Source organism: Massilia sp. Dwa41.01b (genome assembly GCF_014171775.1).
Taxonomy (GTDB): Bacteria; Pseudomonadota; Gammaproteobacteria; order Burkholderiales; family Burkholderiaceae_D; genus Telluria.
In genome coordinates this window covers 628,177-647,537 of record NZ_CP050454.1, presented here as the reverse complement: position 1 = coordinate 647,537, position 19,361 = coordinate 628,177, and the positions used below count along the sequence as shown (strand labels likewise).

11 protein-coding genes and 6 pseudogenes are annotated in these 19,361 nt (G+C 64.8%); 8 read left to right on the top strand and 9 right to left on the bottom strand.

Features of this window, described 5'->3' with window-relative positions:
• Nucleotides 1-517 precede the first annotated feature (517 nt).
• Nucleotides 518-2,218 carry a M4 family metallopeptidase gene (locus tag G4G28_RS02915; RefSeq protein WP_182990784.1) on the top strand — a complete coding sequence of 567 codons (1,701 nt, stop codon included), beginning with the start codon at nt 518-520 and terminating at the stop codon, nt 2,216-2,218.
• A 161-nt stretch (nt 2,219-2,379) separates the two neighbouring features.
• Here G4G28_RS02915 and G4G28_RS02910 read toward each other — a convergent pair.
• The 6 genes and pseudogenes from G4G28_RS02910 to G4G28_RS02885 form a co-directional block, all read right to left on the bottom strand.
• Nucleotides 2,380-2,995: pseudogene (locus G4G28_RS02910) on the bottom strand (methyltransferase domain-containing protein).
• A pseudogene (gene ubiB, locus G4G28_RS02905) lies at nt 2,979-4,547 on the bottom strand (ubiquinone biosynthesis regulatory protein kinase UbiB); the annotation flags it as partial. The pseudogenes ubiB and G4G28_RS02910, both read right to left, overlap by 17 nt.
• A gap of 2 nt (nt 4,548-4,549) precedes the next feature.
• Nucleotides 4,550-5,279 (bottom strand): annotated as a pseudogene (locus G4G28_RS02900) (SCP2 domain-containing protein).
• A gap of 165 nt (nt 5,280-5,444) precedes the next feature.
• Nucleotides 5,445-6,428, bottom strand: a complete 984-nt coding sequence (locus G4G28_RS02895; RefSeq protein ID WP_183108012.1) for a Tim44 domain-containing protein — start codon at nt 6,426-6,428, stop codon at nt 5,445-5,447.
• 23 nt (nt 6,429-6,451) lie between these two features.
• On the bottom strand, nt 6,452-7,186 hold the full coding sequence (gene ubiE, locus G4G28_RS02890; RefSeq protein WP_182990781.1) for a bifunctional demethylmenaquinone methyltransferase/2-methoxy-6-polyprenyl-1,4-benzoquinol methylase UbiE: 735 nt from the start codon (nt 7,184-7,186) through the stop codon (nt 6,452-6,454).
• A gap of 27 nt (nt 7,187-7,213) precedes the next feature.
• Entirely contained in the window at nt 7,214-8,380 is a 1,167-nt protein-coding gene (locus G4G28_RS02885; protein ID WP_183108011.1) for a hypothetical protein, read from the bottom strand.
• Between G4G28_RS02885 and G4G28_RS02880 the strand changes: the two genes are divergently transcribed.
• From G4G28_RS02880 to G4G28_RS02855, 7 genes and pseudogenes are all read left to right on the top strand, one after another.
• The gene (locus tag G4G28_RS02880) at nt 8,379-9,590 is read left to right on the top strand and encodes a response regulator (protein ID WP_182990779.1); all 1,212 of its coding nucleotides are present in this window, start codon (nt 8,379-8,381) and stop codon (nt 9,588-9,590) included. The genes G4G28_RS02885 and G4G28_RS02880 overlap by 2 nt on opposite strands.
• 118 nt (nt 9,591-9,708) lie before the next feature.
• Nucleotides 9,709-10,191: pseudogene (locus tag G4G28_RS28810) on the top strand (hypothetical protein); the annotation flags it as partial.
• 49 nt (nt 10,192-10,240) lie between these two features.
• Nucleotides 10,241-10,877: pseudogene (locus tag G4G28_RS28805) on the top strand (hypothetical protein); the annotation flags it as partial.
• Nucleotides 10,860-11,693, top strand: coding sequence for a M13-type metalloendopeptidase (locus tag G4G28_RS27340; RefSeq protein ID WP_374039791.1), 834 nt, complete (start codon nt 10,860-10,862; stop codon nt 11,691-11,693). The pseudogene G4G28_RS28805 and the gene G4G28_RS27340, both read left to right, overlap by 18 nt.
• Nucleotides 11,690-12,835, top strand: coding sequence for a sensor histidine kinase (locus G4G28_RS02865; RefSeq protein WP_183108008.1), 1,146 nt, complete (start codon nt 11,690-11,692; stop codon nt 12,833-12,835). The genes G4G28_RS27340 and G4G28_RS02865 overlap by 4 nt, the downstream gene beginning before the upstream one ends.
• On the top strand, nt 12,832-13,548 hold the full coding sequence (locus G4G28_RS02860) for a LytTR family DNA-binding domain-containing protein (RefSeq protein ID WP_182990775.1): 717 nt from the start codon (nt 12,832-12,834) through the stop codon (nt 13,546-13,548). The genes G4G28_RS02865 and G4G28_RS02860 overlap by 4 nt, the downstream gene beginning before the upstream one ends.
• A gap of 200 nt (nt 13,549-13,748) precedes the next feature.
• Nucleotides 13,749-13,952, top strand: coding sequence for a cold-shock protein (locus G4G28_RS02855; protein WP_182990774.1), 204 nt, complete (start codon nt 13,749-13,751; stop codon nt 13,950-13,952).
• Between the two features lie 245 nt (nt 13,953-14,197).
• Here the strand turns inward: G4G28_RS02855 and G4G28_RS02850 are convergent, their stop codons facing one another.
• From G4G28_RS02850 to G4G28_RS02840, 3 genes and pseudogenes are all read right to left on the bottom strand, one after another.
• Nucleotides 14,198-14,611 (bottom strand): gamma-butyrobetaine hydroxylase-like domain-containing protein, encoded by a 414-nt coding sequence (locus G4G28_RS02850; protein WP_182990773.1) that lies wholly within the window; start codon nt 14,609-14,611, stop codon nt 14,198-14,200.
• Nucleotides 14,612-14,621: 10 nt separating this feature from the next.
• Nucleotides 14,622-15,065, bottom strand: a complete 444-nt coding sequence (locus G4G28_RS02845) for an HIT family protein (RefSeq protein WP_182990772.1) — start codon at nt 15,063-15,065, stop codon at nt 14,622-14,624.
• Nucleotides 15,062-19,079 (bottom strand): annotated as a pseudogene (locus G4G28_RS02840) (DUF3683 domain-containing protein). The gene G4G28_RS02845 and the pseudogene G4G28_RS02840 overlap by 4 nt, the downstream one beginning before the upstream one ends.
• Nucleotides 19,080-19,361 lie beyond the last annotated feature (282 nt).

The window sequence follows — 19,361 nt, the reverse complement described above, 5'->3', positions numbered from 1 at the left end:
TCAATCGCCCGGCATAGCCTTTATAGGGAACCGGCCCGCTACACGACGGGAATATGACCGCGCGGAATGGCACACCCAATTATTACAAATTGGGAATGTTGTCACATTTCATCTTTAAATTTCTCGCAGCCCGCTCATCGATACGATGCGAATCTCCGTCGTGAAGCGAAAAGCGCGTCCGGTAGCTGCGGTTCAAGACAGCTTCGTTGCCTGCCGTATTCGGCATGTCGCCTCGCTCCGCTCTGGATTCAATCGACGCATGAATGCGCAATCGCATAGCTTGGGCCCATTTGTTTTATACGTGCTTTCTACGCAGATATTGTCGATGTGCTGCTGCACCCGCATTTGCATCAGCGTATTAAATAGCCAGGAAAATATCCTCGACGGTTGGCGGTGTTCCAAATCCGACACGGCAAATAATGCGCCATGCGTTTCCTGTTGACTCCGTTTAGTCCAGCAACCTATCGTCTCTAGGCAAGTCAGAAATAAAATTTTATTAATAACTGGAGACGGAAAAATGATTTTGCAGAAGACTTTGATTGCAGCTGCCCTCGCATTGGCAGCAACCGGAGCTTACGCAGGTAATGGCAATACCGATAAGGTGGTCAACGCACTGAACGCTGAACGCCTGAGGAATGGCCTGGACAACAACCACGGCTATGCAAAAAGCATGGAATACCCGGGGCCCGAGGGCCTGCAGGTGACGCGCTTGCATCACACGTACAAGGGCATCCGCATTTTTGAATCGGAATCGGTGGTGACGACGGATGCGCGCGGCAGCATCGTGAGCCAGTCCCATTCGGAACGCCGCGACAAGATTTCCAGGTCGGGCGTGTCGCTTGTTGCCGCAATCAGCGCCGACGCAGCCATCAAGGCAGCCGTTGCCGGCCTGGGCGGTGCCGACAAGCATGTGGTGGCGCCAAAGGCTGAAACCATCATCTTCCCGATCGTGAAGCAGCAGCGTGTCGCCGGCGCCGCCAACAAGAAGGAAGCCGAGCTGAACGCACTGGACGTCGAAGACGTGGTCGAGGGCTACAAGCTGGCCTATCTGGTCGAGACCCGTGCGAACAAGGGCAACAAACCCGTCTACTTCAACACCGTGATCGACGCTGCCAACGGCGCCGTGCTCGACCAGTGGAGCATGCTGCACACCGTGGCCGGCACCGGCTACAGCCAGTACAACGGCACCGTCCCGATCCAGACCACCCTGAGCGGCACCCAGTACAAGATGCTCGACACTACCCGTGGCGTGGGCGGCACTTTCGGCGGCATGGCCATCACCAACGCCAACCACAGCTCGACTTCCAACCCGCAGCCGGGGCTGATCTACACCAACGCGAGTAACAGCTGGGGCGATGGCAAGCAATACATCAGCGGCGGCAGCACCACCAATGCCAACGGCCAGACCGCAGCGGTCAACGCCTTGTGGGGCATGATGAACACCTACGACACCATGAAGAACGTCATGGGATGGAGGTCCCTGGACGGCAGAAACACGGCGACCTATATTGCCGTGCACGTCGGCACCGCCTATGACAACGCCTTCTATACCGACACCTGCAGGTGCATGTACATCGGCGACGGCAACAGGTTCTACAGCCTGGGTTCGATTGACGTGATCGGCCACGAAATGGGCCATGGCGTGACTGCCGCTACCTCGAACCTGACCTACCGTGGCGAGTCGGGCGGCCTGAACGAGTCCTCCTCCGACATCAATGGCGAGGCGGTGGAAGCGTATGCCCGGAACGGCGGCACCGGCACCGTGATCCCGGCGGGCAAGAACGACTGGATGATGGGCAAGGAAATCTCGAAGACCGGTACCCCGCTGCGCTGGATGTGGAAACCATCGAAGGATGGCGTCTCCAAGGATGCCTGGTCGACCAGCCTGAGGAACCTGGACGTGCACAATAGCTCGGGCCCGAACAACCGGATGTTCTACTTCCTGTCCATGGGGTCGAATGCCACCTCCACCTCGGAGATGTACTCGTCTTACCTGACCCAGCTGCCCAGGGCCATGACCGGTATCGGGATCGACCATGCCTACCGCATCTGGTTCCGCGCCAACACGACCAAGCTGACCTCGTCGTCGACCTATGCTGACGCACGCGCCAAGATGATCGCCGCGGCGACGGAGCTGTATGGTGCAGGCAGCAAGGAAGCGAAGGCCGTGACCCGTGCCTATGCTGCCATCAACGTGGGCGCAGACGTCGCCGAATAATCGGAGCGCCTCCCGCTTGCCATAGCCCGCCGGTTCGCCGGGCTGAACCCCGAAAGTTGGACACCAACTTTCGGGGTTGTTTCAATGACCGGGTACACCGGGCAGTTCAAGCCCGAGCTTGTCCGCGACGATCCGGACCAGGGTTCCGCTGGCGCGAGGGCTCAGCGGCGCCGCCACACCATCCAGCGCTCGCCATCGCCGAACACCGGCAAGGAATCGGTCACCGCCTCCTCTTCCACCAGGTCGAAATCGGGCGACAGCAGCGTCGCGAGCGCGGCGCGGTCGATCCCGAACGGCGGTCCCTTCAGCGTTTCTCCAATGAAGAAAAATCCTGCTAGCAAGCCGCCCACTGGCAGCAAGGCCGCATAGCGCGCCGCGACCCGCGGCCACATCGCCGGCGGCATCGCACACAGGAAAGCGCGTTCGTAGATCAGCGCGAGCGGACGCGGCGGTTCCCAGGCGAAGAAATCCGCCTCTTCCACCCGTGCCGCCCAGGGACCGACCTGTTCCCGCGCGCGGCGCACGGCCGCCGGGGAAAAGTCGATGGCGATGGCGTCCCAGCCGGCTTCGCACAGGAAAGCGAGTTCATAGGCGTTGCCGCAGCCGGGAATCAGGGTCGTGCAGGTTCCTGGGCGACCGCGCCACGAAGTCGCGCACGGCGGCAGGCACGCCGCCGCGGTCCCGTGGCGTGAAATCACGTTCGAAGCGCTCGTCCCAGAAATCAGGGGCGAGCGGATCGCGGCTCCGGAACGCAGGGACGTCAGAGGTGCTGGCCATAACGCGCGAACAGGGCCGCGAAGATGATGCCGGAGGCGATACCGCCGGCCAGCCAGGCGACGAAGCCGATCATGCGGTTCGTGCGGCGCTGCTCGACTACCAGCATGCTCAGCAGTTCATGGGTGGCCAGGTGCGGCTGCGCCTGCTGTTCCAGCGCGCGGTGCGCCAGGCGCGGCAGTTGCGGGAAGATGTGGGCGTAGCGCGGCGCCTCGGCCTTCAGGCGCTCGACGAAACCGCGCCAGCCGACCTGCTCGGCCATCCAGCGCTCCAGGTAGGGCTTTGCCGTCTTCCACAGGTCGAGGTTGGGGTCGAGCTGGCGCCCCAGACCTTCGATGTTGAGCAGGGTCTTTTGCAGCAGCACCAGTTGCGGCTGCACCTCGACATTGAAGCGGCGCGAAGTCTGGAACAGGCGCAGCAGGATCTGGCCGAAGGAAATGTCTTTCAGGGGCCGGTCGAAGATCGGCTCGCAGCAGGCACGCACGGCCGATTCGAGCTCGTCGACGCGGGTATTCCTCGGCGCCCAGCCCGATTCGATGTGGGCTTCGGCCACGCGCTTGTAGTCGCGCCGGAAGAAGGCCAGGAAGTTCTGCGACAGGTAATCCTTGTCGAAGTCGTTCAGGGTGCCGACGATGCCGAAATCGAGCGCGATGTAGCGTCCGAAGGTTTCCGGCTCGACCGACACCAGGATGTTACCGGGGTGCATATCGGCGTGGAAAAAACCATCGCGGAATACCTGGGTGAAGAAGATCTCGACGCCATCGCGCGACAGCTTTTGCAGGTCGACACCTTCCGCTGCCAGGCGCTCGATCTGCGAGACGGGAATACCCTTCATGCGTTCCATGACGATGACGCTACTGGAGCAATAGTCCCAGTACATTTCCGGCACCATCAGCAGTTCCGAGTCCGCGAAATTCCGGCGCAGCTGGCTGGCATTGGCCGCCTCGCGCATCAGGTCGAGCTCGTCATGCAGGTATTTGTCGAATTCGGCGACCACTTCGCGCGGTTTCAAACGCCGGCTTTCCGCCCACACCCGTTCGATCAGGCCGGTCGCCATGTGCATCAGGGCAATGTCCTCGTCGATGGTTTTCTTCATGCCCGGACGCAGCACCTTGACGGCGACTTCCTTGCCGTTTTTCAGGGTCGCAAAGTGCACCTGGGCGATCGAGGCCGAGGCGACGGGCACCGGGTCGAAACTGGCGAACAGCTGGTCGGGGTGGGCGCCGAGCGAGGCGGTGATCTGGGCAATGGCGAGCGCGGAATCGAAGGGCGGCACCCGGTCTTGCAGCAGAGACAGTTCGTCGGCGATATCCTGCGGCATCAGATCGCGCCGGGTCGACAGCACCTGGCCGAACTTGATGAAGATCGGGCCCAGCTCTTCCAGGGCCAGGCGCAGGCGAATCGCGCGTGGGGTGGTAATGCGCCTGCGCCAGAAAAACATGCCGCTGACAAAGCGTGCCGTGCGCGGGGCGTTGAAGCCGGACATTGCAATTTCATCGAGGCCGTACTTGGTTGCGACCGTGAAGATTTTAAGCAGGCGCAGGAATTTCAATATCATCAGCTATCCAGGGTAGTGTCCCCGCTGGGGCGGGTTGTCGGAATGAGGGCGGCAGGTGGCGTCGGTGGCGGCAGGGCCGTGCCGGGTGCGGGGGCTGACGCCGATTGCGCGGATTGCGCCAGCGCCTGCTCCAAACGGGCAATGCGCTTGGCGGTGCGTTCGATGTCGTCGCGCAGGCGCACCACGCCGCTGCCGAACTCGTCCACGTCGGCGGGGCGCACCAGCACCGGGCGCTCCTCGACCAGGAATTCGGCCAGGTTTTCGGCCAGGCGCCGGCTCGTCGTGCGCGCATGGCTGAAGGCAGCGCGCGCGCCGCCGGCCAGGCGCACGGCGCCGATCGGGCCGAACAGGCGCTCGAGGTCATGTTCCGGCTCCCAGCGTAAAACCTCGGCTGAGCTGGGAAATCGTGTTGGCAAATTCCGCATCGCCCTCGATGCGCACGTAGGAAAAGGCGCGCTCGCGGTTCTGGGCAATCAGCGGCAGGTCGGCCAGCCTGACGTGGATCGTCACCGTCGGCGTCTGCGCTTCGTCGGCGGCCTCGAGCAGGCCATCGGCGCCGACGTGCATGCGCAGCGCCAGGTGGCCGGTATCGATGCAGGCAGTCTTGCCGGCATGGCGCCGCAGCGACGCGCGCGCCCAGTCCTCCCCGGCCAGCAGGTGGTTGATGGTGGCGACGGCGGAACCCGTCAGGGCACGTTGCGGCGACAGGAAAGTTGGACTCGGGAACATGGTTATCGACTCAAAAAACAAAACCGCCCTGTGAAACGGGCGGTTTCGATCTTACCAGTTTGCCGGGCACAAACCCGAGCGCACGGGAAACTTTGCAAGAAATTATGAAATCCGGACAGCGAGACGTTGCACCGCACGCATGAACAATTTTCCCCGTGCGCCACGCTAGGATAGCTGCTGGATCCCGGCAAGTACCCAGCCGCTGCTGCCGTCGAGCGGCTTTTCCATGTTCCACACTTCGGCGAAGGGTTCGGCCGGCGCGTTCGGTGCGGTGCGGATGCTGCCGTTGAACTGCACGCTGGCCAGGTAGTCGGTGGCGGAGGTCTCGATGCCGAGCAGCTGGGCGTCGATGTTCACCACATCGGTGAAGTCGGCATTGCCGCCGCGCTCCTGGATCTGCATCCTGAGTTCCGCAAACACTTCCGGCGTGGTGAATTCGCGCAGGTCGGCGACATCGCCCTTGTCCCAGGCGGCCTGCATGCGGATAAAGGAGGACTTGGCATGGCGCAGGAAGGCCTCGCTGTCGAAGTCCCCCGGCACGCCCCATTGCACATGCGGCGCGGCGGCGCCCTTGTCCAGCGATACGCTCGAGCTGGAAGGCTGGGTGTTGAACGACTGCGGCGCCTGGCGCAGGCCGGAACCGATCTCGGGCGTGCCGCCAGCCGGTACGGGCTGGCCGTAGCCGCCCTGGAAGGCCGGGTTGGCCGGCGTGTCCTTGCGGCGGAACATGCGCACGATGAACATCACGGCCAATGCCAGCAGCGCGATCATCAGGATGCTCGACAGCATCGACGCCATCGCGCCGCCGATGCCGAAGTGCGAAAACAGCGCGCCCAGGCCCAGGCCGAGCAGCGCGCCGCCCAGCAAGCCCTTCCACATGCTCGGACGCCTTTGCTGCTGCATGGCGCGGCTACCGGCGGCACCGGCGGCGGCGCCCGCCATCGGCGCGGCGGGATTCGGCTGCGCCGCCTGGCGCCCCATCGGCGTCATCGGGGCGGGAGCGGGAGCAGGGGCCGGTGCACGCATCTGGCGCACCGCCTGCGACTGGCGCCCGATGGAGCGTTTACCGCCCATCGGGCGCGCGGTGGCCTCGGCAATCATCGATGCGGCGGTCAGCGCCAGCATCGTCGTGACCAGGAATTTTTTCATCGCGCTCCCTCCCAGGTGAATCGTCAGAGTTTGATACCCGTATGCAAGGCCGCGACCCCGGCCGTCAGGTTGAAGTATTGCACCCGCTCCAGGCCCGCATCCTGCATCATGGTCTTCAGCGTTTCCTGGTCCGGGTGCATGCGGATCGACTCGGCCAGGTAGCGGTAGCTGTCGGCGTCGCCGGCGATGCGCTGGCCCAGCCATGGCAGCACCGAGAACGAATACAGGTCGTAGGGCTTCTGCAGCGGCGCCGCGACTTTCGAGAACTCCAGCACCAGCAACTTGCCGCCGGGTTTGAGCACACGGCGCATTTCCGCCAGCGCTGCATCCTTGTGCGTCATGTTGCGCAGGCCGAAGGCCACGCTGACCCGGTCGAAATAATTGTCCGGGAACGGCAGCTTTTCCGCGTCACACAACAGGGTGGGGGTCACCAGGCCCTTATTCAATAGGCGGTCGCGGCCCACGCGCAGCATCGACTCGTTGATGTCGGTCAGCCAGACCTCCCCGCTCGGCCCGGCCTGTTTCGCAAAGGCTTTCGACAGGTCGCCCGTGCCGCCGGCAATGTCGAGCACCTTGAAACCCGGACGCACGCCCGCCTGGGCGATGGTGAAGGTCTTCCAGATGCGGTGCAGGCCGCCGGACATCAGGTCGTTCATCACGTCGTACTTCGACGCGACCGAATGGAAAACCTTGGCGACCTCGTGGACCTTGTCGTCCTCGGAAACGGTCTTGTAGCCGAAATGGGTGGTATTGGTCATAGGCGTAGGCAGTTTAGTCTTGCCACATTATACAAGCGTGCAGCATACCGGCGCCCGGCTGGGGCGTGGCCAGGGCCACGCGGCGGGGCGGGCTCTGCCGCGCGCGGCGCGCTCATCAGTGCGACAGGCAATAGTTAGCTCTTGTATAATTCCTCTCTTCACTTTGTTTTTCCCGTTAGGCAACACTCTTCGATGAGAACCAGGAGCCGTTTCCTGCTGCTTGTGCTGTCCGTCCTGGTTCCTTCGTTCATCGCGGCGGCACTGGCGGTGGCTTACGTCTATGACGACGCCCAGCAGGCCCAGCACCGCAGCATGACCGAGACGGCGCGGGCCATGGCCCTGCTGGTCGATAACGAACTGGAAAAGAAGGAAGAAATCCTGCGCGCATTGGCCGCGTCGCCGGCGCTGCGGGAAGGACAGCTGGCCGATTTCTACGGCCATGCCAGGAGCGTGGTGCCACCGCCGGCGACGACGGTGGTCCTGTTCGATCCGCAGATGCGCCAGCTGATCAATACGCGCCGCCCCTTCGGCAGCGCCCTGCCCGCACGTACCAGTTCGAACCTTGCCGAGCTGGCACAGCGCTACGGCGCCGGACGCACGCTCGTATCCGATCTGTTCGTGGGCCAGGTGGGCCAGCACTACGACTTTGCCATCCAGGTGCCCGTCCAGATCGACGGCACGATACGCTACCGGCTCGCGATGGGCGTGAATGCCAGCGCGCTGCAACCGCTGCTGCTGCGCCAGCGCCTGCCCGATGCCTGGCTGGCGACAGTGGTCGACCGCAAGGGCATCGTTGTTGCGCGCACCCGCGCTCCGGAACTGTATGTCGGCAAGCCGATGAGCGAGGGGACGCGCGCCCGCGTCATGGGTGCCCGGGAAACGACCTTCGAATCGCGCACCCTCGACGGTGTCGACGTGCGCGTCTATGTGGGCACGGTACCGGGCGCCGGCTGGAAGATCCTGCTCAGCGTTCCGTCGAGCGAGCTGCGCCAGGCACCGCTGCGCGCGGCCGCCCTGCTCGGTGGCCTGATGGCCTTCCTGCTGCTGATCGGGCTGGCCGCGGCGCGGCGCTTCGCCAACCGCGCCATCGTCCCCCTCGAGGCGCTCGGCCGCAGCGCCGAGGCCCTCGGCAAGGGCACCGAGGTCCCCTACCAGCGCCGGCTGGGCGGAAATCGACAGCGTCGCCGCGCGCATGGCGGAAGCGGGCACGCGTATCGGGCACGCCCACGCCGAGATGGAAGCACGCGTCGCCGCGGCCATCGCCGCCACCGAGCGCGCGCAAAGCGCCCTGCTGAAGAACCAGAAACTCGAGGCGCTGGGACGCCTCACCGGCGGCATCGCCCACGAATACAACAACCTGCTGCAAACGCTCACCACCGCGCTGCAGCTGGCCGCGTTCAGCACGCGCGAGGAAAAGGTGCGCAGCCTGGTCCAGACCTGCCAGCGCACCGTCGCGCGTGCCACCGCGCTGACCGGCCAGCTGGGCGCCTTCGGCCGCCTGCAGGAAGCCCGCGTCGCCACGGTCGACGTCTGCGAGCAGCTGCACAGCGCCGTGCAATTAATGAAGGGATCGCTGCGCAACGATATCGTCGTCGAAGTGCACTGCGAGGAAGACCTGTGGCCGGTCACGGTCGAGCCGCTGCAGTTCGACGTGGCGCTCCTGAACCTGGCACTGAATGCACGCGACGCCATGCCGAATGGGGGCACGCTGCGGGTGGACGCGAGCAACCTCGCCCACGACGGCAGCGGCAACCTGGCGCGCGGCGACTATGTATTGGTGCGCATGACCGACAGCGGCAGCGGCATGACGCCAGACGTCATGGCCCACGCGCTCGACCCCTTCTTCACGACCAAGCCGCCCGGCCAGGGCACCGGCCTCGGCCTGCCGCAGGCCTACGCCTTCGCCACCCGGGGCGGCGGCACCCTCGTCCTCGACAGCATTCCCGGTATCGGCACCCGGGTCGACCTCTACCTCGCCAGGGCGAAAGGCGAACCGGCCTTGCCCGCCGCGCCGCTTGCCGCCACGGTACCGGTACGCGGCAGCGGCACGGTGCTCTTCGTCGAGGACGACGCCCTCGTGCGCGAAGCGGTGATGCGCGCGCTTGGCGAAAGCGGTTTCGACGTGATGGTGGCCGACAGCGGCGAAGCCGCACTGCGCCTGCTCGAGAGCGGCGTGCGCACCCCGGACGTGGTGTTTTCCGACATCGTGATGCCGGGCCAGGTCAGCGGCATCGACCTGGCCGGCATCCTCCAGCAGCGCTACCCCGCGGTGCCGGTCGTGCTGGCGACCGGCTACACCGAACAGCAGATGTCGCTGCCGGGCGTGCAGGTGCTTGCAAAACCCTACACCATCGAGCAGCTGGTGACGCTGCTGTCGCGTTCGACGACGAACAAGGTAAGCTGAGCCGTTCGGCACGCGCCCTGCGCCGCTCATCAGGGCCCGGCGCCGTCCGGCACCTCTTTCGCCGCACGGGCGCGCGGACAGGGACACTGGTGGCATTTAACCGAACCAGGGTGCCCATTTGTCCCACTACTTCCCTCGCCTGCGCGCCGGCCTGCTCCTGACGCTTGCCGCCACCTGCAATGCCCACGCCTTCGATCCGGCCCGTATCGATCCCCTCGTCCGCCCGTCCCAGAACCTGTTCCGCGCCGCCAACGGGGCCTGGCTGGATGCCACCCCGATTCCGCCGGACCGCGCCGAAGTGTATGGCGCCGACCTCCCCGCCACCGTCAACGCCCGCATTTTGGCCATCGTCGACGACCTGCGCCGCCAGCCCCAGCCGGCGGGCAGCATCGGCCGCAAGCTGCTCGACTTCCACGACAGCCAGCTCGACCTGGCGGCGATCGACCGTGCCGGCCTGGCGCCGATGCGGGCGCGGCTTGCCGCCATCGATGCCATCGGCAGCCCGCGCGAACTGGCGGCGTGGCAGGGAAAGATGCAAGGCATACTGAAAACGCCGCTCTGGCTGTGGGGCGGCTTTGCCGATTTCAAGCAGCCGGACCTCAACCGCGCCATCCTGATGCAGGGCGGCCTGGGCATGCCCGAGCGCGACTATTACGGGCGAGGACGCGCGCCTGCTTGCGACGCGGCGCGCCTACCTCGATTACCTTGCCGCGCTGGCGCGGCTTGCGGGCGAGCCGGATCCGCAGGCCGCCGCCGCGCGCGTGCTGGCGCTGGAAACGCGCCTGGCCACGGCCCACCTGCCCGCCGCCCAGGCAATGAATCCGGCGCAGGTGCAGACCATGGATGCCGGCGCGCTGGCGCAAACCGCCGCCGGCCTGGACTGGCAAGCCTTCCTGGCAGGCGCCGGCATCGCACGGGGTGAAGCCGTGAACGTCGCCCAGCCCCCTGCCGCCGCCGCGATCGCCGGCTTGCAGCGCGAACTGCCGCTCGCGGACTGGAAACTGTATTTCCGCCTGCGTACCGGACGTGGCGGCGCCCTTGCTGCCCACGGCCTTTCGCGATGCCCATTTCGCTTTCCGCGGCAAGGCCACGGGTGGCCAGTCCGCTCCACGCGCGCAACAGGAGCGGGCCCCGGACGCCTTGACCGAGGCGCTGGGCGATGGGCTGGGCGCGCTCTACATGGAACGCCACTTCCCTCCCGCGCAAAAGGCCCGGGTAGAGGCGATGTTCGCGCAGCTGCGCCAGGCGGCTGCCGAAGCGGTGGCGCAGATGGCCTGGCTGACGCCGGCGGCGCGCGCGGAAGCGGCGGCAAAGGTGGCGCGCATGACGGCCAAGGTCGGCTACCCGGCGGCCTGGCGCGACTACGGGGCGCTGGAAATCCGCCGCGCCGATGCCCTCGGCAATCGCGACCGCGCCCGCCGCCATGAGTGGCTGCGCCTGGCCGCGCTATCGGGCAAGCCAGTCGACCGCCAGGCCTGGGCCATGAGTCCCCTCGAGCCGAACGCCTTCTACGACCCGATGCTCAATCAGATCAACCTCCCGGCCGGCATCCTGCCGGCGCCGTTCTTCGACGCCAAGGCCGACGACGCGGCCAACTACGGCGGCATCGGCACCCTGATCGCCCACGAGATCAGCCATGCCTTCGATTCGAACGGCGCCCAGTTCGACAGCCGTGGCGTGCAGCGCGACTGGTGGAGCGCGGCCGACCACGCCGCCTTCGACGCCTTGACCACGCAGGTGGTGGCACGCTTCGACGCGATCGAGGTCTTGCCCGGCGCACGCGTAAATGGCAAGTTCACCCTGCCGGAAAACATGGCCGACCTGATGGGCCTGCAGCTGGCCTGGCGCGCCTGGCGCAGTCTGCCGGAGACAGGCCAGGCTTCCGGCGGCGCCGAGCGCTTCTTCCTGGCCTACGCCCAGCAATGGGCCGCCAAGCGCCGCGACGAGCGCACCCGGCAGTTGCTGGCAAGCGACCCGCATGCGCCGCCTTCGCTGCGCGCCAACTTCCCCGCCATGCAGCTCGACGGCTTCCACGAGACTTTCGGCACGCGCGAGGGCGATGCCATGTTCGTGCCAGCGCAAGATCGCCTGCGGGTCTGGTGAACGGCTATACTCGCCGCGTGAATTTGCCGCAGTACAACAACGAGACCCTGATGGCCCTGCGTTTCTTCCCGCGTGATTCCCTGTTCTGGCGCTACCACCTGGGCGCAAGTGCCTTCTGCATGGCGGTCACGCTGCTGACCATCTTCCTGTGGAGTCCGCTTGTAAAACAGGACAGCGTGGCTACCATCGTCTGGCTGCTGCCCTACACGCTGGCAGTGCTCGGGTTTCGCTGGCTGTACAGGGCACGCCGCTGGCAGGCGCTGCCGATGGCGCGGCTCATCGCCATCGCCGTCGCCTACGCCAGCGCGACGGCGGTACTGGTAGCGCTGGCCGTCGCCGCCTTCACGCTGCCCTTCTTCTGGGATGCGCTGATCGCCTGGTATGCCGTGCGCGACGTCAGGCTGTCGCTCGGTCCGCACCTGCTGCAGACGGTCAGCAGCGCCAGCCTGCAGGCGCAGGTGTTCATCTGCGCCTGGATCTTCATCTACATCAGCTTCACAGGCAGCCGCGACGTGCGCGAGCGCGAGCTGGACAATGCGCGCCTGCAGGCGGCGCTGCGCGAGGCGCAGCTGCACAGCCTGTCAAACCAGCTCAATCCCCATTTCCTGTTCAATTCGCTCAACAACATCCGCTTCATGATCCACGAGGATGCGGACCGCGCCGATGCGATGCTGGTCGGCCTGTCGGACATCCTGCGCTATTCGCTGCGCGCCGGCGAGCACGGCAAGGTCAGCCTGGGCGAGGAGCTCGAGGTCATCGAGCGCTACCTGGCGATTGTCGGCGTGCAGCTGGAAGCGCGCCTGCGCTGCCGCATCGACATTCCCGCCGACCTGAGCGGGTGCCTGGTCCCGCCCCTGCTGCTGCAAGGTTTGGTGGAGAACGCGGTCAAGCATGGCATCGAACCACAGCGCGAAGGAGGAACCTTGATAGTGAGCGGCAGGCGCAGTGGGAAGAACGCCCTGGAGCTGCTTGTCGCGAACGACAAGCCGGTAGCGGGCAGCGGCCCGGGGCTGGGCATCGGCCTGCCGCACCTGGCCCGGCGCCTGGCGCTGCTGTACGGCGAGCGCGCCATGCACACCGTGGCCGACAGCGGCAGCGAGTTTCGCGTGACGCTCACCCTGCCCCTGGAGAGGAGCGCATGAAGGCCTTTGTTGTCGACGATTCGCGCCTCGCGCGCAGCGGCCTGATACGGATGCTGGCCGCGCACCCGGAAATCGAGGTCGTGGGCGAAGCGGACCACCCCGACAGCGCCCTGCCGCTGATCGGGGCCAGCAGCCCGGATGTCCTCTTCCTCGATATCCAGATGGCCGGCGCCGATGCCTTCGACCTGCTGGCGCGGCTCGACCCGCATCCGCGCATCGTCTTCACCACCGCCCATGCGGAATATGCGGTGCGCTCCTTCGACTTCGATACGGTCGACTACCTGCTCAAGCCGATCAGCAGCGAAAGGCTGGCGCAAGCCATCGGCAAGCTCGGAGCACGCGCCCTGCCCGTGCCGGACGAACCCGTGCGGGCGCCGCTCGACGAGCACAGCCGCATCTTCATCAAGGACGGCGAGCGTTGCCACATGGTGCCGCTAGCAAGCATCCGCTGCTTCGAGAGCTGCAAGAACCACGTGCAGGTCTATTTCGGCGACGGCCATGCGTATGTGAAGAAATCGCTGAGCAGCGTGGAAGAACGCCTGCCGCGCACTTTGTTCCTGCGGGTCAGTCGCCAGCACATCGTGAACTTGTCGGCCATCGTGACGATGCTTGAGGCGATGAGCGGCGGTTACCTCGTCACACTCGATACCGGAAAGAAAATCGAGATATCGCGGCGCCATGCCGCACTACTGAAAGAAACACTAAGTCTCTAAGAGCAACGCTTCTCATGCGCCCGGGGTGCCCCGTCGTCGCTATCCAACTCAACAATAAAAAAATGTCACGAAATGTGCTTCACAGAGGGCAAGTTATCCCTATAATTAATTCGCTTTGTTGAGATCGGCGCTGGCGTCATGCGTTCAACACCGTAGTACGAGCAAGGCATAACAACAATTAATCTTTGGGGAGTAACAACATGACGAGCGGTACCGTTAAATGGTTCAACGATGCAAAAGGTTTTGGTTTCATCACGCCTGACGGCGGCGGTGAAGACGTGTTCGCCCACTTCTCGGCGATCAACGCACAAGGCTTCAAGTCGCTGGCCGAAAACCAGCGCGTGACCTTCGAGATCACCACCGGTCCGAAGGGCAAGCAGGCTGCGAACATCCAGCCGCAGTAATGTTTTCGTGGCGGCGGCGACGTCGTCATCGGGAATAAAAAAAGCGCCTGCGGGCGCTTTTTTGTGTGCATCACCTGGCACGCCGGGTTCGCGTAGGGTAGGCGGCTCGGCCGCCTACGCGTCCAACCGGCCCTCGATCGATCGCGGCCGCTCGGACAAGCGTTGAACGCGTAGGCGGCATTGCTGCTGCCTGGACATGACGGTCGCGGCCGAGCCGCCTACCCTACCAATCCACGGGTGACAACTCAATGGCTGTGGCACCCGGTGCGCACGGTCGCGCCTGGCAGCACGGTCCCTGTCTCGCGCCCGCTGTCGCCCTCGAAGCCGGCCGCATGCAGCCGGTTCAGGTAATCCTGCCACAGTGCGTCCTGCTCGCTGCCCAGCTTGTACAGATAATCCCAGGTAAAGATGCCGCTCTCGTGGCCGTCGGTAAACAGCGGCTTGATCGCGTAATTGCCGACCGGCTCGACGCCGCGGATGCTGACTTCGCGCTTGCCGACTTGCAGGGTTTCCTGGCCCGGACCATGGCCTTTCACTTCGGCCGAGGGCGAATAGACGCGCATCAGTTCCAGCGGGATCGAAAAGCTGCTGCCATCGTCGAAAGCGATCTCGAGGACGCGCGATTGCTGGCGGACGGTCAGGTCGGTTGGGATAGGCATGGTGGTTCTCTCAAGCTTGTTTCATGTAGCGGACAATCGCGTCCGCCAGTTGCGGCAGCAGCGCGCGGCGTGCGGCCAGGACGCTGTCGTCGGTGGCGCGGCTAGCGGTGGCCCAGACCGGCGCGGGGAAATGGGCATCGTCGGGGTAGCGCGGAATGACGTGCCAGTGCAGGTGGGGTACCACGTTGCCCAGGCTGGCGACATTCACTTTGGTAGGTGCCATCACCTCGCGCACGGCCAGCTCCACGGCGTGCACGGCGTCCATCAGGCGCAGGCGGTCATCCTTCGCCAGGTCGCTCATCTCGCGCACGTGGTCGCGCCAGATGACGCGGCAAAAGCCGGGATAGTTGGCGTCGTCGACGATGATGACGGCCAGCTTGTCGTCTTCCCATACGGTCGGCATGGACAGGCTGCACAATTCGCAGCCCGGTTCACGCAGGCTTTGTTCGGTCATACCAGCACCCTTTCGATGCCGCCGCTGTTGGCGCGCGCGACGTAATCCGGCAGCCAGTTCTCGCCCAGCAAATGCCGCGCGATTTCGACCACGATGTAATCGGCCGAGGTGCCGGCGTCGGCATTGTAGCGCGACAGGCCTTGCAGGCAGGACGGGCAGCTGGTCAGCACCTTGACCTGGCCATCGAAGCCGTCCTCACGCAGCCTGGCCGCGCCCTTCTCGACTTCGCTCTCCTTGCGGAAGCGCACCTGGGTGGCGATGTCCGGACGCGTCACGGCAAAGGTGCCGGACTCGCCGCAGCAGCGCTCGTTCTTCTCGATTTTGACGTTATCGAAGGTCTGCACCAGCGCGTTCACGGTTTTCACCGCATCCTGCTGCTTCATCGGCGTGTGGCAGGGGTCGTGGTACATGTAGCGCGTACCCGATACGCCTTCCAGCCTGACGCCCTTTTCGAGCAGGTATTCGTGGATGTCCATGATGCGGCAGCCCGGGAAGATCTTCTCGAATTCGTAGGTCGCCAACTGGTCGTAGCAGGTGCCGCACGAGACCAGCACCGTCTTGATATCGAGGTAGTTCAGGGTATTCGCCATACGGTGGAACAGCACCCGGTTATCCGTCATCATCTTGTCGGCCTTGTCGTACTGGCCCGCTCCCCGCTGGGGGTAACCGCAGCACAGGTAGCCCGGCGGCAGCACGGTCTGCACGCCCACTTCCCACAGCATCGCCTGGGTCGCCAGTCCCACCTGCGAGAACAGGCGTTCGGAGCCGCAGCCGGGGAAGTAGAACACCGCTTCGCTGTCGGCATTCGTCGCCTTCGGATTGCGGATGATCGGGATGACCTTGTCGTCCTCGATGTCGAGCAGCGCGCGCGCCGTCTTCTTCGGCAGGTTGCCCGGCATTTTCTTGTTGATGAAGTGGATCACCTGCTCGCGCACGGGCGCCTTGCCCGTGGTCGGTGGCGGTGCCGCGGTCTGCTCTTTTGCGAACTTCTTCAGCAGGCGGTTGCCCATGCGCTGGGCCTTGAAGCCGATGCCGACCATCGCCGCGCGGGTGGCGTTGATGGTGGTGGGGTCGGTCGCGTTCAGGAAGAACATCGCTGCGCGGTTGGCCGGTTTGAAACTGCGCTTGTCCATCTTGCGCAGCAGGTTACGCATGTTCATCGAGACGTCGCCGAAGTCGATGTTCACCGGGCACGGGGTCACGCACTTGTGGCATACGGTGCAGTGATCCGACACGTCCTCGAACTCTTCCCAGTGGCGGATCGACACGCCGCGGCGGGTCTGCTCCTCATACAGGAAGGCTTCGATCAGGGCGGACGTCGCCAGGATCTTGTCGCGCGGCGAGTACAGCAGATTCGATTGCGGCACGTGGGTCGTGCAGACCGGCTTGCACTTCCCGCAGCGCAGGCAGTCCTTGATGGAATTGGCGATCTCGCCGATGTCGCTCTGCTGCATGATCAGCGACTCGTGCCCCATCAGGCCGAAGGACGGCGTGTAGGCGTTGCGCAGGTCGGCGTGGGCATCCTTCAAATTGAGGAGCTTGCCCTTGTTGAAGCGCCCTTCCGGGTCGACGCGCAGCTTGTAGTCGCGGAAGGACTGGATTTCGTCTTCCATCAGGAATTCGAGCTTGGTGATGCCGATGCCGTGTTCGCCCGAGATCACGCCGTCGAGCGAACGCGCCAGCTTCATGATGCGCTCCACCGCCTTGTGGGCGTCCTGCAGCATCGCGTAATCGTCGGAGTTCACCGGCAGGTTCGTATGGACGTTGCCGTCGCCCGCGTGCATGTGCAGCGCGACGAACACGCGCGAGCGCAGCACGCGGCCGTGGATGGCCGTGCACTCGTCGAGGATGCATTTGTAGGCCGCGCCATTGAAGATCTGGCGCAGCGGCGCGCGCAGGTCCGTCTTCCACGAGATGCGCAGCGTATGGTCCTGGACCAGGTCGAACAGGGTGGCATGGGGATGCTGGCCGATGCGCACATCAACAGCGTTCGACAGTTGGCCGAGGCCGAGTTCGTCCAGCCGGGCGTGGACGGCGCGCAGCGGCTGGTCGAGATTGGCCAGCACATAGCTCCAGCGCGCGCACGGCGTCGACGAGGGCCACGACCTGCTGCGGGCGGTCGCCCATGATCTCGTCGCGTGCCACGCCGTCGCCGGTGGCGTCATCGCTCTTCTCCAGCGGCAGGTGGCCGCCCGAGAGATAGGTGTGCAGCTGTTCGGCCAGTTGCAGCTTGTTCTTGATCGACAGCTCGATGTTGATGCGCTCGATGCCGTCGGTGTATTCGCCCATCCGGTTCAGCGGAATGACGACGTCCTCGTTGATTTTAAACGCGTTGGTGTGGCGGGCAATCGCCGCGGTGCGGGCGCGGTCGAGCCAGAATTTTTTTCGCGCTTCCGGGCTGACGGCGATAAAACCTTCGCCGACGCGGGTGTTCGCAATGCGCACGACTTCCGAGGCCGCGATTGCCACCGCGTTCTCGTCGTCGCCGACGATGTCGCCGAACAGCGCCATCTTGGGCAGCACGCCGCGCTTGGACTTGGTGGCATAGCCGACCGCGCGCAGGTAGCGCTCGTCGAGGTGCTCGAGGCCGGCGAGACGCAGTGTCTCGAATTCCGGCTTGCCGCTTTTCGGCAGGCTGTCGAGGTAATCCTTGATTTCGACGATCGAGGGAATCGCGTCGCGCGCCTGGCCGAAGAATTCCAGCGCCACCGTGCGCGTGAACTTCGGCATCTTGTGCAGGATCCAGCGGCTGGAGGTGATCAGGCCATCGGTGCCCTCCTTCTGGATGCCGGGCAGGCCCGAGAGGAACTTGTCGGTGACGTCCTTACCGAGGCCCTCCTTGCGGAACTTGCGGCCTTCGATGGTCAAGGTCTCGGTGCGGAATGGTTCGCCTTTCGGCGCACCCTTCACGGCGGGATGGGTCCATTCGAGCAGGAATTCGGCGGTCGGCGCGTCGTGGATCTTCGACAGATTGTGATTGATGCGCGTGACTTCCAGCCAGTCGCCGTTCGGGTCGACCATGCGCCAGGAGGCGAGGTTGTCGAGCGCAGTGCCCCACAACACCGCTTTCTTGCCGCCGGCATTCATCGCGATGTTCCCGCCGATGCAGGACGCGTGCGCCGAGGTGGGGTCCACCGCGAACACGAAGCCGGCCTTTTCGGCTGCCTGCGAGACGCGCTGGGTGACGACGCCGGCGCCGGTATGGATGGTCGCGTAGTCGCGCTCGAGGCCCGGCAGGCGTGTCATCTCGACTTCGCCGAGACCAATCAGCTTTTCGGTGTTGATGACGGCCGACTTGGCGGTCAGGGGAATCGCGCCGCCCGTGTAGCCGGTGCCGCCGCCGCGCGGAATGATGGTCAGCCCGAGTTCGATGCAGCCTTTCACGAGGCCCGCCATCTCTTCCTCGCTGTCGGGTACCAGCACCAGGAAGGGATATTCGACGCGCCAGTCGGTGGCGTCGGTCACGTGCGAGACGCGGTGCATGCCGTCGAAGCGGATGTTGCGTTTGTCGGTATAGGCGCCGAGCACGGCGCGGGCGCGCTTCCTGAGGTCGTACATCTCGCGGAACTCGCGGCCGAAGTCGTCCACGGCCTGGCGTGCGGCGGCCAGCAATTGGGCGACAGCTTCGCTGCGGGCGAGCGCGCTGGCGCCCTCGCCTTCGCTCCCGCCTTCGCTCGCATCCACACTGGTGCGGCGCTTGTCCACTTCGGCCAGGCGATGGTGCAGCGCGTCGATCAGCTTCTGGCGCCGCTTCGGGTTGTCCAGCATGTCGTCCTGCAGGTAGGGGTTCCTGCGCACTACCCAGATGTCGCCCAGGACCTCGTAGAGCATGCGCGCCGAGCGCCCCGTCTGGCGTGCGCCGCGCAGCGTATCGAGCAGCTGCCAGCAGGATTCGCCGAGCAGGCGAATGACGATTTCGCGGTCCGAGAACGAGGTGTAGTTGTAGGGGATTTCGCGCAGGCGTGCCGGTGCGTTATCGGCGAGCAGGGTGTGGACGTGTGCTGGGGCGTTCATGGATGAGATCGCGGTATAGGACTGGCCCGAAGGACAACCATTCTAGCTTATTGCGGCGCACAACGCTGGGTTCGGGTTATTGCATCCAAGGCCGCTACGCAACTATATTTGCATAGGCAGCCCTGCATGCAAATTTGCTTTGCAAAAAACGCCGGTTGAGCATGGAATATATCTCGTGTGTAGATAGTACCCAAATCGCGTAGGGTAGGCGGCCATGCCGCCTGCGCGTCCAATGCATGCTTGATGCACCAGGAAGCTTCACGAAGGGAGAGCGCAAGGTGT